The 16056-nt window shown below is 30.9% G+C and carries 12 protein-coding genes; all 12 read left to right on the plus strand.

The features are described 5' to 3' along the window. Positions 1–39: 39 nt before the first annotated feature. The 12 genes from ilvD (at position 40) to CSPA_RS01435 (ending at position 16056) form a co-directional block, all read left to right on the plus strand. Entirely contained in the window at positions 40–1698 is a 1659-nt protein-coding gene (gene ilvD, locus CSPA_RS01380) for a dihydroxy-acid dehydratase (RefSeq protein WP_015390423.1), read from the plus strand. A gap of 163 nt (positions 1699–1861) precedes the next feature. Continuing rightward, positions 1862–3535, plus strand: coding sequence for a biosynthetic-type acetolactate synthase large subunit (gene ilvB / locus CSPA_RS01385; protein WP_015390424.1), 1674 nt, complete (start codon positions 1862–1864; stop codon positions 3533–3535). A gap of 13 nt (positions 3536–3548) precedes the next feature. Continuing rightward, on the plus strand, positions 3549–4553 hold the full coding sequence (gene ilvC / locus CSPA_RS01390; protein WP_015390425.1) for a ketol-acid reductoisomerase: 1005 nt from the start codon (positions 3549–3551) through the stop codon (positions 4551–4553). Between the two features lie 105 nt (positions 4554–4658). Further along, complete coding sequence (locus tag CSPA_RS01395; protein WP_015390426.1) at positions 4659–4898, plus strand: GIY-YIG nuclease family protein; 240 nt, start codon at positions 4659–4661, stop codon at positions 4896–4898. Between the two features lie 358 nt (positions 4899–5256). Then, positions 5257–6564, plus strand: coding sequence for an ABC transporter substrate-binding protein (locus CSPA_RS01400; protein WP_015390427.1), 1308 nt, complete (start codon positions 5257–5259; stop codon positions 6562–6564). Positions 6565–6668: 104 nt separating this feature from the next. Then, the gene (locus tag CSPA_RS01405; protein ID WP_015390428.1) at positions 6669–7535 is read left to right on the plus strand and encodes a carbohydrate ABC transporter permease; all 867 of its coding nucleotides are present in this window, start codon (positions 6669–6671) and stop codon (positions 7533–7535) included. Beyond that, positions 7535–8434, plus strand: a complete 900-nt coding sequence (locus CSPA_RS01410) for a carbohydrate ABC transporter permease (RefSeq protein WP_015390429.1) — start codon at positions 7535–7537, stop codon at positions 8432–8434. The genes CSPA_RS01405 and CSPA_RS01410 overlap by 1 nt, the downstream gene beginning before the upstream one ends. 259 nt (positions 8435–8693) lie before the next feature. Beyond that, positions 8694–10232, plus strand: coding sequence for a 4-alpha-glucanotransferase (gene malQ, locus CSPA_RS01415; RefSeq protein ID WP_015390430.1), 1539 nt, complete (start codon positions 8694–8696; stop codon positions 10230–10232). Between the two features lie 127 nt (positions 10233–10359). Continuing rightward, the gene (locus CSPA_RS01420; protein WP_015390431.1) at positions 10360–11361 is read left to right on the plus strand and encodes a LacI family DNA-binding transcriptional regulator; all 1002 of its coding nucleotides are present in this window, start codon (positions 10360–10362) and stop codon (positions 11359–11361) included. A gap of 219 nt (positions 11362–11580) precedes the next feature. Next, the gene (locus CSPA_RS01425) at positions 11581–12975 is read left to right on the plus strand and encodes a methyl-accepting chemotaxis protein (RefSeq protein ID WP_015390432.1); all 1395 of its coding nucleotides are present in this window, start codon (positions 11581–11583) and stop codon (positions 12973–12975) included. Between the two features lie 96 nt (positions 12976–13071). Further along, positions 13072–14280: a CapA family protein gene (locus CSPA_RS01430; RefSeq protein WP_015390433.1), complete on the plus strand. Its 1209-nt coding sequence runs from the start codon at positions 13072–13074 to the stop codon at positions 14278–14280. A 357-nt stretch (positions 14281–14637) separates the two neighbouring features. Continuing rightward, on the plus strand, positions 14638–16056 hold the full coding sequence (locus CSPA_RS01435) for an efflux RND transporter periplasmic adaptor subunit (RefSeq protein ID WP_015390434.1): 1419 nt from the start codon (positions 14638–14640) through the stop codon (positions 16054–16056).

Genomic DNA, 16056 nt, shown 5'->3' on the forward strand with positions numbered 1-16056 from the left:
TTGCTGAGCATAAAATCAATTAAATAGGAGGAATATAGCGTGAGAAGCGACATTATGAAATTGGGCCCTACTAGGGCGCCACAAAGATCCTTGTTAAAAGCATCAGGATTAACTGATGAAGAAATAGAAAGACCACTAATTGGAATTGTTTCTGCACAAAATGATATAATTCCAGGTCATATTAATTTAGATAAAATTGTTGAAGCAGTAAAAAAGGGTGTTTTAATGAGTGGTGGAACTCCACTTGTATTCCCTGCTATTGGTGTATGTGATGGAATAGCAATGGGGCATGAAGGAATGAAATATTCTTTAGTTACTAGAGAACTTATTGCAGATTCGATAGAATGTATGGCTAAAGCACATGCATTTGATGCTTTAGTATTTGTACCAAACTGTGACAAGATAGTCCCTGGAATGGTAATGGGGGCTCTAAGAGTTAATATTCCATCAGTTGTAGTAAGCGGTGGTGCTATGCTTGGAGGAAAACATAAAAATAAAAGTATTTCCCTTACAACTATGTTTGAAGCTGTTGGTGCATATGAAAATGGAACAATGGATGAAAAGGAATTGTGTGATTTAGAAAATTGTGCATGTCCAACTTGTGGCTCATGTTCGGGAATGTTTACTGCAAATTCGATGAACTGTTTATGTGAAGTATTAGGAATTGCATTACCAGGGAACGGAACAATTCCAGCAGTATTTTCAGAGAGAATAAGACTTGCCAAAAAAGCTGGTATGGCCGTTATGGAAATGCTTAAAAAAGATATTAAGCCAAGAGATATAATCAATGAGAGAAGTATTCAGAATGCATTAAAAGCTGATATGGCACTTGGATGTTCAACTAATAGTGTTCTTCATATAACTGCAATAGCAAACGAGGCAAAGGTTGAAATGAATTTAGATATTATAAATGATTTATCAGCGAAGACTCCAGACCTATGTAAATTAGCTCCAGCATCTGATGTTCAAATTGAAGAATTATATGCTGCTGGTGGGATTTCAGCAGTACTTAATGAACTTTCTAAGAAAAATGTTTTAGATTTAGATTGTATGACGGTTACAGGAAAGACTGTTGGAGAAAATATTAAGGGAGCTCAAGTTAAGGATTATGAAGTAATTAGACCAATTGATAATCCTTTTAGCCAAACTGGAGGAATTGCAATTCTTAGAGGTAATTTAGCTAAAGATGGAGCTGTTGTAAAAAGAGCAGCAGTTTTGCCTGAAATGTTAGCACATGAAGGTCCTGCTAAAGTATTTAATTCTGAAGAAGAAGCTTTAGAAGCTATATTTGGAAAGAAAATAGTTTCAGGGGATGTTGTTGTTATAAGATATGAAGGACCAAAAGGTGGCCCAGGAATGAGGGAAATGCTTCAAGCAACAGCAGCCGTTGCAGGGATGGGACTTGATTCATCAGTAGCTTTAATAACTGATGGAAGATTCAGTGGTGCAACAAGAGGAGCTTCTATTGGGCATGTTTCACCAGAAGCAGCTGATGGAGGAGTTATTGGATTAGTTGAAAATGGGGATATTATTTCAATTGACATAAATAATGCAAAACTTGAATTAATGGTTTCTGAGGAAGTATTAGAAGAAAGAAGAAAGAAGTTTAAACCACTAGAGCCAAAAGTTAAAGAAGGATATCTAGCTAGATATGCTAAACTTGTAAGCTCAGCAGCAGAAGGAGCAATTCTTAAGTAGTTAAGAGTTATGAATTAGGAGTTATGAGTTTGAGGGAAAATTACTTTCGTAATTTTATGAGGCGTATGATAACTGAAAAAATGAAGATTACGAATAAATTTCCTCCACAACTCATAACTGTGAACTCCTAACTCATAACTGAATAAAGGGGGGAGTGAATACAATGTTGTTAACAGGGGCTGAAATCTTAATAAAGTCATTGCTTGATGAAGGAGTAGAGACTATATTTGGATACCCAGGAGGCGCTGTATTAAATATATATGACGAACTATATAAATATAAAGATAAGCTTCACCATGTCTTAACTTGCCATGAGCAAGGAGCAGCACATGCGGCTGATGGATATGCAAGAGCTACAGGTAAAGTCGGAGTATGCCTTGCAACTTCAGGTCCAGGGGCAACTAATTTAGTAACGGGAATTGCTACAGCATATATGGATTCAGTTCCAATGGTAGCTATTACAGGAAATGTAGCTAAGCCGTTACTTGGAAAGGACAGCTTTCAGGAGGTTGATATAACTGGAATTACAATGCCTATAACGAAGCATAATTATATTGTAAGGGATGTTAATAAACTTCAAGAAGTAATTAGAGAGGCTTTCTATATAGCACAAGAAGGCAGGCCAGGACCTGTATTAATAGATATTCCTAAGGATGTTACAGCTGAGAAGACTCAATATACAAAACTTATTCCTAAAGAAGTAATTAGAAAAGCAGATTATATTACTGATAAAGCTTTACAAGAAGCAATAGAATTAATAAATCAAAGCAAAAGACCTTTTATTTATGCTGGTGGAGGTATAAGAATTTCAGGAGCAACTCAGGAATTAATAAATTTTGCAGAAAAAATAAAAGCACCTGTATCAACATCACTTATGTGTATGGCTGAATTTCCTAATGATCATGAACTTTATACAGGGATGATAGGAATGCATGGGACAAAAGCGTCAAATATAGCAGCAACTAAATGTGATTTGTTAATAACACTTGGAGCTAGGTTTAGTGATAGGGTTATTAGTAATCAAAATCATATTAAGAATGCTAAGGTATTACAAATTGACGTAGATCCAGCAGAAATAAATAAAAATGTAAAAGTTGATACCTGTATTGTAGGAGATTTGAAGGTTGCACTAGATAAATTAACTCCATTAATTGATGAAAAGAAAAATGAAGAATGGATAAGTTTAGTTAGTGGCTTAAAAGAAGATATGAAAATACCTTCAACTGATGAACTAAATCCAGAATTGCTTTTTGATAAATTAAACAAATTAAATGACAATAATTTTATAATATCAACTGAAGTTGGGCAACATCAAATGTGGTCAGCGCAATATTTCAAATTTAAAGCTGAAAGAAGCTTCATTACTTCAGGTGGTCTTGGAACAATGGGATATGGACTTGGGGCAGCAATTGGAGCACAAATTGGCAGATCAGACAAAAGGGTTATAAACATTGCTGGTGATGGTAGTTTTGGAATGAACTGTAATGAGTTAGCTACAGCTGTTAAAAATAGACTTCCATTAATACAAGTGATAATGAATAATAACTGTTTAGGGATGGTTAGACAATGGCAAAATTTCTTCTATGAAGGAAGATATTCTGAAACAACGTTGGATAGACCAACAGATTATGTTAAACTTGCTGAAGCTTTTGGAGCCAAAGCATTTAGAATAACTAAAGTAGAAGAGATAGATGAGGTTTTGAGAAAAGCTCTGGACTCGAATGAACCAGTTCTTATAGATTATATGATAAATACAGATAAAAAAGTTTTTCCTATGGTTGCACCTGGTGCACCAATTAATCAAATAATAAGTGAAGAAGATATTAATAATAATTAGGAGGGTCATTAAAATGCCAAAAATGTATTATGAAAAGGACACAGATTTAAATTTATTAAAAGGAAAGAAGGTTGCTATAGTAGGTTATGGTAGCCAAGGTCATGCACATGCATTAAATTTACATGAAAGCGGAGTAGATGTTGTAGTTGGCTTATATAATGGAAGTAAGTCTTGGGCTAAAGCTGAAGCAGCTGGATTAAAGGTTGCAACTGTTGCAGAAGCAGCTAAAGCAGCAGATTTAATTATGATTCTTTTACCAGATGAAAAACAAGCTAAAATATATAATGAAGAAATAGCTCCAAACTTAGAAGAAGGAAATGCATTAGTATTTGCACATGGATTTAATATTCATTTTGGACAAATCAAACCACCAACATATGTCGATGTATTTATGGTTGCACCTAAGGGGCCAGGTCATTTAGTAAGAAGAACATATACAGAAGGTGCAGGAGTACCTTGCTTAATTGCTATACATCAAGATGCATCAGGAAAAGCAAAACAATATGCTTTAGCATATTCAAATGGAATAGGTGGAGCAAGAGCTGGTGTTCTTGAAACTACTTTTAAAGATGAAACAGAAACAGATTTATTCGGAGAACAAGCAGTACTTTGTGGTGGTGTTTCAGAACTTATTAAAGCTGGATTTGAAACTTTAGTAGAAGCTGGATATGCACCAGAAAATGCTTATTTTGAATGTATGCATGAGATGAAACTAATAGTTGATTTATTATATCAAGGTGGATTAAGCATGATGAGATATTCAATTTCAGATACTGCTGAATATGGAGATTATCAAATCGGTAAGAGAATAATAACTGATGAAACTAAGAAAGAAATGAAGAAAGTGCTTACTGAAATTCAAGATGGTACATTTGCTAAGAATTGGTTATTAGAAAATGCAACTAATAGACCTGGTTTCAATGCAAGAAGAAGAATGGAAGCTGAGCATCCAATTGAAAAGGTTGGTAAAGAATTAAGAGGAATGATGAGCTGGATTGATACAGCTAAAGTAGATTAGTTCTAAAAACACTTTTTTGGAAAGTCAAGCTCTCTATGGAGAGCTTGACTTTCTTTTGTGATATAATAAACCTTAGAATAAGTATATAAATTAAGAGGGATATAAATGAACTATGTATATATTGTGGAATGTTCAGATGGAACATTCTATACAGGATGGACAAATAATTTGGATAAAAGGATTGAAATGCATTCGAATGGTACGGGAGCGAAGTATACGCGAGGAAGAGGTCCTGTGAAATTAGTATATAACGAACAGTTTGAAGATAAAAGAGATGCTATGAAAAGGGAATATGAAATTAAGCAAATGACAAGACAGGAAAAGATGTTGCTTATAAATGAATAAGGATGAGCAAAAAGTTTATGCAAACGGTTTTGTGAGAAATAAACTATATTAAAGCAAATGATAATAAATTAAAGAAAAATTGAATAATTTGCCCTAAAATGATAAGAATAAATATTTGTAAAAGTTTTCTTGGACTGTTATACTAATCTCAGGTAGGAAGAAGATTTAAAAAGCTAGATGTTATGCAATCATCAAAGCTAAATTTTTTTGAAGTTTTCGCAAACGGTTGCGAAAACTTCGATATAAAAGATAACATTATATGTTCAAAATAAACATTTTAGACATATGTTATATAAAAATATTATTCTATATTTTAAAAACTGATTAATAAAAATCAGATATGTGGAGGGGTATTTACATGAAAACAAAAAAAATATTATCGTCTATATTGGCTTCAACATTATTAGTTGGAACTATGGTTGGATGTGGAACATCATCAACTAGTACAAGTGATCAAAATTCAAGTGCTTCTGGAAGTGGAAAGACAGTTAGAGTTTATCAATTAAAAGTTGAAATTAATGATGCACTTCAAGAATTAGCTAAAAAGTATGAAGCAGAAAAAGGTGTAAAAGTTGAAGTCACTTCTGTTGGTGGAGGAGCTGACTATGGTGCATCACTAAAGGCAGAATTTCAAAAAGGTACTGAACCAGATATATTTATGATTCAAGGAGCTGGAGACTATGAGACATGGAAGCACAAAATTGATGATTTGAGTTCAGAAAAGTGGGTAGGTGATGCTGTTAAAGGTACACTTGATACAGTTAAAATCGATGGAAAAGTATACGGTATGCCAGCCGCAACAGAAGGTTATGGATTGTTATACAATAAGGAAATATTGGACAAGGCAGGTATAGATCCAAAGTCTCTAGATACCTTTGATAAATTAAAAGCAGCCTTTGAAAAATTAGATAGTAAGAAAGCTGAATTAGGAATTGATAATGTTGTATCTTATACAACAAAAGAGTTTTGGGTTACTGGCAATCATACATTTAATATACCTTTAGCAGCACAAGATAATCCAACTCAATTTACAAAAGATTATCTTGCAGGTAAGGCAGATATAGTTAACAACAAGCAATTTAATGACTGGATGAATTTAGTTGAGTTATTATGCAAATATGGTGGAGGAAAAGCACTAGATACTATTGATTATGCTACTCAAGTTGGTAATTTTGCGCTTGGAAAAACTGCATTCTTACATCAAGGTAACTGGGTCGCTTCAGATTTAAAGAAATTAGATGCAAAGTTCGATATGGGATTTGTTCCATTAGCAATTAATAATGATCCAAAGGTAAGTGGAGCTATTCCAGTAGGAGTTCCAATGTATTGGGTAGTTAACAAAGATTCTAAGGTTAATAAAGATGCAAAAGAATTTTTAGATTGGATGGTTTCTAGTAAAACTGGTCAAGAAGCCTTAGTTAAGAATATGGATATGATTCCTGCATTTAATAACTTTACTGTTGAAAGTGACAATCCATTGAATAGATCAATATCTGAATATAATAAAGCAGGAAAAACAATCCCTTGGGCATTTACTAATTTACCAGATGGATTTAATAAAAATAAATTAGCTCCTTTATTCTCTAAATTCATTACAACTGACATGGGAGCTCAAGCTAAAAAAGATATGTTACAAGGAATTCAAGATGCAGGGAAAGCTCAATAGCAGCAAATGAAATTTTATTCATGGGGAGAGTGATTCCTCCTCATGAATTTTTTAGAAGGAATTTTAATGCAGTAATTAAAAATTTTTAAGAAAGGGGTAAGTATATGAGTAAAAAATCAAGAGAAAGTAAAGATTTTTGGATTTTTGTAGGACCTTCTTTATTTGCAATAACAATGGTAGTAATAATTCCTTTTTTAATTGGTATATATTATACATTTACAAATTGGAATGGTGCTAATCCTAAATATGATTTTGTAGGAATAAAAAATTATTTAGGAATTTTTAAAGATGTTCAATTTATTTATTCATTAAAAATAACTGTTTTATATACAATTGCCAGTGTAATAACTATAAATTTGGTGGGGTTTGGATTAGCATATGTAGTTACAAGAAAACTAAAGACTAGCAGTTTTTTAAGAACTGGCTTTTTCATGCCAAATTTAATTGGAGGATTAATTTTAGGTTTTATATGGCAGTTTATGTTTAACTCTGTATTTACAGGCATAGGCCATGTTTTAGGAAGTGAAACACTTTCGACATCACTTTTACAAGGAGCATCTACATCAATGCTTGCAATGTTAATTGTTTCAACTTGGCAATATGCAGGTTATATAATGGTTATTTATGTTGCAGCATTAGAAAATGTGCCTAGTGATTTAATTGAAGCAGCACATATTGATGGAGCTAATGGATGGTGCACATTTAAGCATATTACGATTCCTATGGTAAGACAAGGAATGACAATTTGTTTATTTTTGACCTTGGCAAACTCCTTTAAACTATTTGACTTAAACTTCTCTCTTACACCATTGAAGACTACTGAGATGTTAGCTTTAAATATTTATAATGAAGCTTTTATGGTAAATAATATGGGTATAGGACAAGCTAAAGCTATTATATTTTTTATACTTGTAACAACCATTTCTTTAACTCAGGTTTATTTTAATAAGAAAAAGGAGGTAGAAGTATAATGGAGTCAAGCAATATCGCAAGTAATGTAGAGAAATATAAACCAGCTAAAAAGCTTAAGACACTAGATAGTTATACTGGAAGATTAAAATTGTTAGAAGTATTTTCCTGGTTACTACTAATTATATATATGGTCCCATTTTATTTAATGTTTATTAATTCATTTAAGACAAGAAGAGAGATTTTTGCAAATACTACTGGATTGCCTAATACCTGGAACTTTCAAAATTATTTAGAAGCAATGAATAAAATGAATATATTAAGTTCCTTCACTAATTCAATGCTAATAACCGTAGTAAGTGTATCATTAATTATATTATTTTCTTCAATGGCTGCCTGGGTATTAGTAAGAGATCAAAGCAGAAAGAGTAAAATATTATTTTATGTATTTACGTCTGGAATGATTGTTCCTTTCCAAGCTGTAATGATACCTCTTGTAAAGTGGATGGCTAAAATTGAATTCGGACCGTTTAAAATGCTAGGAACACACTATGGGCTTATTTTTATGTACATAGGATTTGGTGTTAGTATGAGTATATTTTTATACCATGGATTTATCAAAGGAATACCAAAAGAAGTTGAAGAAGCGGCAACTATAGATGGTTGTACTAAATGGCAAACATATGTTAAAGTGTTACTTCCACTATTGAAACCAACTACAGTTACAGTAGCAGTACTAAACAGTATTTGGATATGGAATGACTTTTTGTTACCTTTCTTAACTGTAAATGGAAAAATAAATACTATACCATTAGCCATGAATAATTTTTTTGGAGCATTCTCAAAACAATGGGAATTAGCAATGGCAGCACTAGTTTTAGCTATAATTCCAATAATAATATTCTACTTCTTTGTTCAAAAACAAATTATTGCAGGAATTGTTCAAGGATCTATAAAATAATTATAGATTAACTACAGAGATTATTTTTAAAGTATAATCAATAAACAATTTTATTATGATTCTACCTGACAGGAATAGGTAAGCTATCTTGTGAAAAGCACATTTTTGTTAGATAAAGTTAAACTTTTAAATAATCTCTTGATTTTTAGATAAAATACAGTAATTAAATAGTGATAGTAAAAACAGAATTTTTTGTGCAAGCGGTTGCTTAAGGGAATATCTATAATATATTTAATTAGTGAGGAAATAGGAGGAAGATATGAATAGAGGAAGCGGCATCATTATGCATATTGCTTCTTTACCAGGTAAATATGGAATAGGAACTTTTGGTGAGGAAGCATATAAATTTGGGGATTTTCTAAAAGACTCTGGACAGAAGTATTGGCAGATACTTCCACTTGGCCCTACTAGTTTTGGAGATTCACCATATCAATCTTTTTCAGCATTTGCTGGAAATCCATATTTTATAGATTTTGATATATTGAAAAAGGAAGGGATATTAAATAAAGAGGATTATGAAGTTATAAACTTTGGAAAAAATCCAGAAAAAATAGATTATGCAAAAATTTTCATAGAAAAGTTTAAAGTATTAAGAAAAGCATATGAAAATTTTAAAATAAAGGGCAATTTTAATGATATAAAGAAATTTGAAGAAAAAGAAGCTTATTGGTTAGAGGATTATGCTCTGTATATGGCATTAAAAAATCATTTCAAATTGAAAAACTGGCAGACTTGGGATGAAGATATTAGATTAAGAAAAGCTGAATCAGTAACTAAATATAAAAAAATATTAAGTGATGAGGTAGGATATTGGAAGTTCTTACAATTTGAATTTTATAAACAATGGAATGAATTAAAAGCATATGTAAATAGGCTTGGAATTCAGATAATTGGAGATATGCCTATATATGTAGCAGAAGATAGTGCTGATGTATGGAGCAATCCAGAAGCATTTTTACTTGATAAAAACACATTAAAGCCTTTAAAAGTTGCAGGCTGTCCACCAGATATATTCTCAGCTACTGGTCAATTGTGGGGAAATCCGATATATGATTGGAACTACATGGAGAAAACTAATTATAAGTGGTGGGTTGCTAGAATAAAGCAAAGTTTAAATTTATATGATGTGCTTAGAATAGATCATTTTAAAGGATTTGAATCATATTGGTCAATACCTTATGGCGATTTAACTGCGGAAAATGGTAAGTGGGTTAAAGGACCAGGTATAAAGATTTTTAATGCAATCAAAGAAAAATTAGGAGAAGTGAATATAATTGCAGAAGATTTAGGAACCTTAACTGAAGAAACAATTAAACTTAGAGACGATACAGGGTTTCCAGGCATGAAAATATTGACATTTGCTTTTGATACAGATAGTACCAATCCATTTTTACCTCATAATTATGAAGAAAATTTTATAGCTTATACAGGTACTCATGATAATGATACAGTTAGAGGGTGGGTGGAAACAACTGCTCCAAAGGAGCAAGTTAAAAAAGCAGTACAGTATTTGGGGTTAAATAATGAGGAAGGATATAATTGGGGCTTCATTAGAGGGGTATGGGGAAGTGTTGCACGTGTTGCAATTGCGCAAATGCAAGATTTCTTAGACTTGGGAAATGAAACTAGAACAAATTTACCATCCACTCTTGGAAACAATTGGTGCTGGAGAATGAAGGAAGATTTAATTAATAATAATTTAGCTAAAAAAATCTATAGTTTAACTGAAATTTATGGAAGATGCGATCAGAAGAAAAATAAACTGGCTAAGGATAAAAATAATCTAGATACCAATTAGAATAGTATAAATTTAGTTATATATTGTTTATACATGAGTCGAAGTATGGTAATATTAACTTAATAGTGTTAGAAAAAATGAATATTTATAAGTTTAGTAAATTTGTAAATATAGATAGGAGAAAAACATGAAGGTTACCATAAAAGAAGTGGCTAGGGAAGCTAATGTATCTCCATCAACTGTATCTAGGGTTATCTCGAATAGTTCGCAGATAAGTGAGGAAACAAAGGAGAGAGTTAGGGAAGCCATAAACAAACTTAAGTATAAACCAAATGCAATAGCTAGGAGTTTAGCTAATCAGAAGAGTAGAATTTTAGGTGTTGTTTTACCAAATGAATCACAGGATTTAATAACTAATACATTCTTTATACAAGCTATGAAAGGAATGAGCAGATATGCTCAAAATAAGAAATATTATATTACCTATGCATTTAGTGAAGATGAAAAAACAGAATTAGAATATATAAATAATTTCATTACCAGTAATTTAGTTGATGGTATATGCTTACTTCGTGCAAGGGCAGATGATAAAAGTATTAAGTTTCTTAAGGATGCGGAATTTCCGTTTGTAGTAATAGGTAGACCTGAAGAAGCTGATGGAGTATTGTGGGTGGATAATGATAATTTTCAAGCTACCTATAATCTAGTGAATGAACTGATAAAGAAAGGACATAAAAGCATAGCTTTTTTAGGAGCAAAAAAAGAATGGAATGTTACAAAAGATAGATTTAATGGGTTTAAAGTTGCATGTGAAATTAATGGTATTTCTATACAAGATAAAATGGTTGTAATGATGAATGACTTTAATGAAGATGAAGGTAAAATTGGAGCTATTAAACTACTAGAAAATGCTACTCCTACAGCTATAATAGCAGAAGATGATATATTAGCATTTGGAATACTCAAAGTATTAAGAGAAAAAAATATTAAAAATATTGAAGTAGTTGGATTTAATAATAATCCATTGTCAGAATTTCAAAATCCTTCATTATCATCAATTGATATAAATGCAGATGAACTTGGATATTTTGCTGTAAAAATTCTAATTGAACATCTTGAAAAAAGTGAAATGTTAATTAATCATCATATAGTTGATTCAAAACTTATAAAAAGAGAATCATTTAAATAATATACATTATAGGGAATCGTTTATGTTAAATAGCAATCGGTTGCGATTTGAGAATGTTATTAATAATTATTGTGCAAAGAGCAGAGTGAAATTTAATATAAAAAATTTCGATTTAAAATAGGTTCCTCAAGTGCATATATTTTTCTTAACTACTAATGAAAAATATATGCACTTAAAATAACTGATAAAATTATCAAGTATATAGTTAAGGAGGAGAATATGAGTATTGAAGTAAGAAAAAATAAAAAGATGGCAATTAGTCTAAAAAGTAAGATAATAATTAGCTATCTCATAGTATTAAGTTTTATGCTCACAATTGCAATCGTTTGCGTAAGACAAATGAAAAGAGTAATGCTAGAACTTGGAACAACACAAGACACAATAAATAATGCAGCAGTTCAAGCTGTAACCAAAATGAATATGAGAAATTCGATTCAAGAACTTGAACATTCTGTGGCAAATGTTACTAATATAATTATTATTACATCTATTATTGGATTTATTATAACATTGATTCTTGCGATGTTAATAATTAGGGGAATCCTTAGACCATTGAGAGATTTGAGTAAATTATCATATTCATTGAGAAAAGGTGATTTAACAGTTAAACTTGAAGGAACATATGCAAAAGAAATTAAAGAAGTTATAGAGAGTTTAAATGAAGCAATAAAAGCAAATAGGGCCATGGTTGGTAATATATATAGATACTCAAATTTATTAATAAAATCAAGTGGAAATTTAAATGATAGTTTAAAGAATATTAATAGTAGAATAAACGAAGTGAATTCTTCAACAGAGTTAATATCAAATGAAGTTGAACAATTGAGTGCAGCCTCACAGGAAGTTAATGCATCAACATTTGAAATAAAAGCTGTAGTATTAGGTTTAAATGAAACTGCATTAACAGATAGTAAATCAGCAGAAAACATTAGAGATAAGGCAATTAAGGTTAAAGATAAAGGTCAAGCAGCAGCAAAAAATGCACGAGGGATATATAGCGAAAAAATTGAGAATATTACTAATGCAATTGAAAAAGGAAGAGTAGTCAATGATATTAAGATGATGGCAGATGTTATTGCTGAAGTATCAGAACAGACAAATTTATTAGCACTTAATGCGGCCATAGAGGCTGCTAGGGCAGGGGAACAAGGAAAGGGATTCGCGGTTGTAGCTGACGAGGTTAGAAAATTAGCAGAACAAAGTAAAGAAGCTGTAAATCAAATAAGGACAGTAATTAATGAAGTACAAGGTGCATTTTATAACTTAAGTGAGCATAGCAAGAATTTATTGAATTTTTTACAAAAAGATGTTGATGGAGATTACGAACTATTGATTCAAACTGCAACAAATTATGAAAGTGATTCGGCATTAATTACTAGCATGGCAGCGGAAATTCAAAATACCAGTGCAGCCATAGAAGAAATTATTATGCAGATAACGCAAGGGATTGGGACTGTAAGTTTTAATGCTGTAGAAACAGCAAGTAAATCAAAATATATACAAAAAAATGTAGATGAAGTTACTGATCAAATAGGCACTATTGTAAATGCAATTAGTGAACAAACTATACTAGCAGAAGAATTGAAGGAGGTCATTAATGTATATAAAATTTAAGCTAATTATAGAAATATATTTATAGAAGGCTAATGAAGAATGTGCTAAAATCTGTATAATGATAACTCAAAATTTTAAAAAAGCTGAGGATTTTATATGGGTAGAAGAAGTATTGAAAATAGCCGTAGAAGACGTTATCTAAGAGAGAATAGGAAGAATAATCACTATTTTAAAAGTTTTATATTAGTTATTATAAGTATTGCAATTGTAATCATATTAGGTCTTTATTTGAAAAGCTTGAAGCTTATAGATACAAATAAAATTGAAAATGGGATTAAGTTAAATGGTGAAATAGTAGGGAGTGTAGCTAAAGAAATAGTAAACGAACAGCTTGTAAAAATGCCAATTAAAAAAGAAATTCTTATTTCCTTTGCTGGGGATTTCACGTTAGGAACAGATGATAAATTTTCGTATGAAGGAAGTTTACCAGCTGCATTTGTTAGTAATGGAAAAAACTATTCTTACTTTATGAAAAATGTAGCTAATATATTCAATAAAGATGATTACACCTTAGTGAATTTAGAAACTACATTAACAAATTCAAATGTTAAAGCTGCTAAGGATGGAGATGTATATTATAACTTCAAAGGGCCTAAGGAATATGCTAAGATATTAACAAGTTCTTCTATTGAAGGAGTTACAATAGCGAATAATCACATTTATGATTATGGAGAAGAAGGAATAAAGGATACTATTTCAACCTTAAAGGAAAATAAAGTTGATATCTGTGGAGAAGGCTATAAAATTATAAAAGATATAAAGGGAGTTAAGTTTGGATTTTTGGGATATACTGGGTGGGAATCTTCAGATAAATTAAAAACGAAGATTGCGAATGATATTAAAGAATTGAGGAAACAGGGAGCTAAAGTTGTTATTCCATATTTTCATTGGGGAATAGAGAGAGAATATGAACCATGTGATGTCCAAAAAAATTTGGCTAGATTTTCTATTGATAATGGAGCAGATGCTGTTATTGGTTCACATCCTCATGTGATTCAAAGTGTTGAGAATTATAAGGGGAAACTTATAGCTTACTCAATGGGGAATTTTTGTTTTGGCGGAAATGCAAATCCACCAGATAAAAGAACCTTTATACTTCAATTTAAAGCTCATATTCAGGATGATAAATTAGCAAACTTTGAATACAAGGTTATTCCAGCTATGATTTCTTCAAGGAATGATAAAAATGATTATGTACCAACCTTGGCAAGTGGTGAGAATAGAATTAATATATTAAATACCTTAAATCAATTATCTCCAAGCTTGAAGGGTAACATTAATGATGAATTTTTTAGTTTGAATTAGCAGTGAACTATTTAAGGATAAAATTTTATTAAAGGTGATATTAAGATGTTTTATATATTTTAATATCACTTTTTGTATTTTTACTGACTTAGATTTTAATCTTACAAAATTGAAAGATAAATGTAATAAAAATCGATTTCTTATAGGTTAATTATTTAATATGCTTTTAATAGAAATAATAATTAGTATAAGTTTAAAGAAGATTTATATTATTAAGAAAAAATTAATGTTGAATTAATACTTATCTTAGATTTTAAGTGCTATACTAAAAAATATATTAATGAATTTTAAAATATTAGAATTAGTGTAAAATAACTACATATTAAGTGATTTGTTGAAAGTAGGGGGAAAACTTATATGCCAAAGTTAGACATTAAAAAATTAAAACCTAAAGGCATAAGCCTTAAGGGAATAAAATTAAAAAGGAAACCGAGTAAAAAGGCAATTATTTTTAGCATAATATTTGTAATAATTGTAGCTGCTATAATTGCTAAGATAATTATGCCTAAGCCAGCACCGCAGGTTAAATACACAACACTTTCTAAAGGAAAAGTCGTAAACAGTGTGAACGTTTTGGGAGAAATAAAAAGTCAGGATACTACAAATATTTATAGCACTGAAAGTAATGCTATAAAAGAAGTAAAAGTTGGAGATAATGTTAAGACAGGTGATATCCTAGCAATTTTAGATTCAGCAGGGTTGGAAAAAGATATTGAACAGTCAACAGCTACTGCAGATGCAACAGATGCTAATAATAAGGTGACTCTTGAAGCTGCCCAAAAAGCATATGATGATGAATTGAAAATATATAATAATAATTTAAATACTGATGTTAAAAATGCTGAAGAAGTTTTAAATTTGGCAAAGATTAATTTAGATGATAAGAAGAAAACTTATGAAAAAAATAAATCATTATATGATGCTCAAGCAATTACAGAGAGTGATTTTAATAAGGTTAAAATTGATTATGATACTGCAAATTCAGATTATGAGAAGGCAAAGGTGTCATTAGAAAATGTAAAGATTAAAGCTGATCAAGCCTTAAGTAAAGCTAAGAATGAGTATGATACAGCACAAAATAATTATAATAACAAAAGTCAAAGGATTGCTATTGAAAAACAAAAGCAGCAATTAGAAAATTGCACAATTAAGGCAACAGTTGACGGAACAGTTACAAGTGTAAATGCTACTGTTGGAAATTCAGGAAGTGGTATTTTATTTGAACTTGAGAATTTAGATAATATAGAAATAACTGTACCTATTAAAGAAGTTGATATAGCAAATATTAAAGTTGGACAAAGAGCAGAGATAAAGACAGATTCAACAGGGAATGATGTTATTGAAGGAGAAGTAGTAAGTGTCAGCCCATCTGCTAAAAAAGATATAATTGCTCAAAGTAAAGCTGCAAGCCAATCTCAACAAGGGACAAGTTCGGATGCAGGATTTGAAGCAAAGGTTAAAGTTAATAATGCAAATCAAAATATGAAAGTTGGAATGAGTGCAAGAGTAAATATAATCACTAGTGAAAAATCAGATGTATATACAGTATCATCAGAAAGTATAATTGAAAATGGAAATGGTAAAAGTGTATATGTAGCTGAAAAAGTTGGTGAAAAAGGAAATGAATATATAGTTAAAGAACTGCCAATAAGTACAGGCCTTGAATCTGATTTCAATGTAGAGATTTCAGGAGAGGGAATTTCAGACGGAATATTTGTAATTAATGATCCTTCAACATGTAAGGTTGGAGAGAAAATTCAAATAAAAGGGGCGTGA

This window comes from Clostridium saccharoperbutylacetonicum N1-4(HMT), assembly GCF_000340885.1.
Classification (GTDB): Bacteria; Bacillota; Clostridia; order Clostridiales; family Clostridiaceae; genus Clostridium; species Clostridium saccharoperbutylacetonicum.

Coding starts and splice junctions, on each gene's coding strand:
- CSPA_RS01395 (WP_015390426.1), top strand. CDS start 4,659: ATGAACTATGTATATATTGTGGAATGTTCAGATGGAACATTCTATACA.
- CSPA_RS01430 (WP_015390433.1), top strand. CDS start 13,072: ATGGGTAGAAGAAGTATTGAAAATAGCCGTAGAAGACGTTATCTAAGA.
- CSPA_RS01435 (WP_015390434.1), top strand. CDS start 14,638: ATGCCAAAGTTAGACATTAAAAAATTAAAACCTAAAGGCATAAGCCTT.
- ilvB (WP_015390424.1), top strand. CDS start 1,862: ATGTTGTTAACAGGGGCTGAAATCTTAATAAAGTCATTGCTTGATGAA.
- ilvC (WP_015390425.1), top strand. CDS start 3,549: ATGCCAAAAATGTATTATGAAAAGGACACAGATTTAAATTTATTAAAA.
- CSPA_RS01410 (WP_015390429.1), top strand. CDS start 7,535: ATGGAGTCAAGCAATATCGCAAGTAATGTAGAGAAATATAAACCAGCT.
- malQ (WP_015390430.1), top strand. CDS start 8,694: ATGAATAGAGGAAGCGGCATCATTATGCATATTGCTTCTTTACCAGGT.
- CSPA_RS01420 (WP_015390431.1), top strand. CDS start 10,360: ATGAAGGTTACCATAAAAGAAGTGGCTAGGGAAGCTAATGTATCTCCA.
- CSPA_RS01425 (WP_015390432.1), top strand. CDS start 11,581: ATGAGTATTGAAGTAAGAAAAAATAAAAAGATGGCAATTAGTCTAAAA.
- CSPA_RS01405 (WP_015390428.1), top strand. CDS start 6,669: ATGAGTAAAAAATCAAGAGAAAGTAAAGATTTTTGGATTTTTGTAGGA.
- CSPA_RS01400 (WP_015390427.1), top strand. CDS start 5,257: ATGAAAACAAAAAAAATATTATCGTCTATATTGGCTTCAACATTATTA.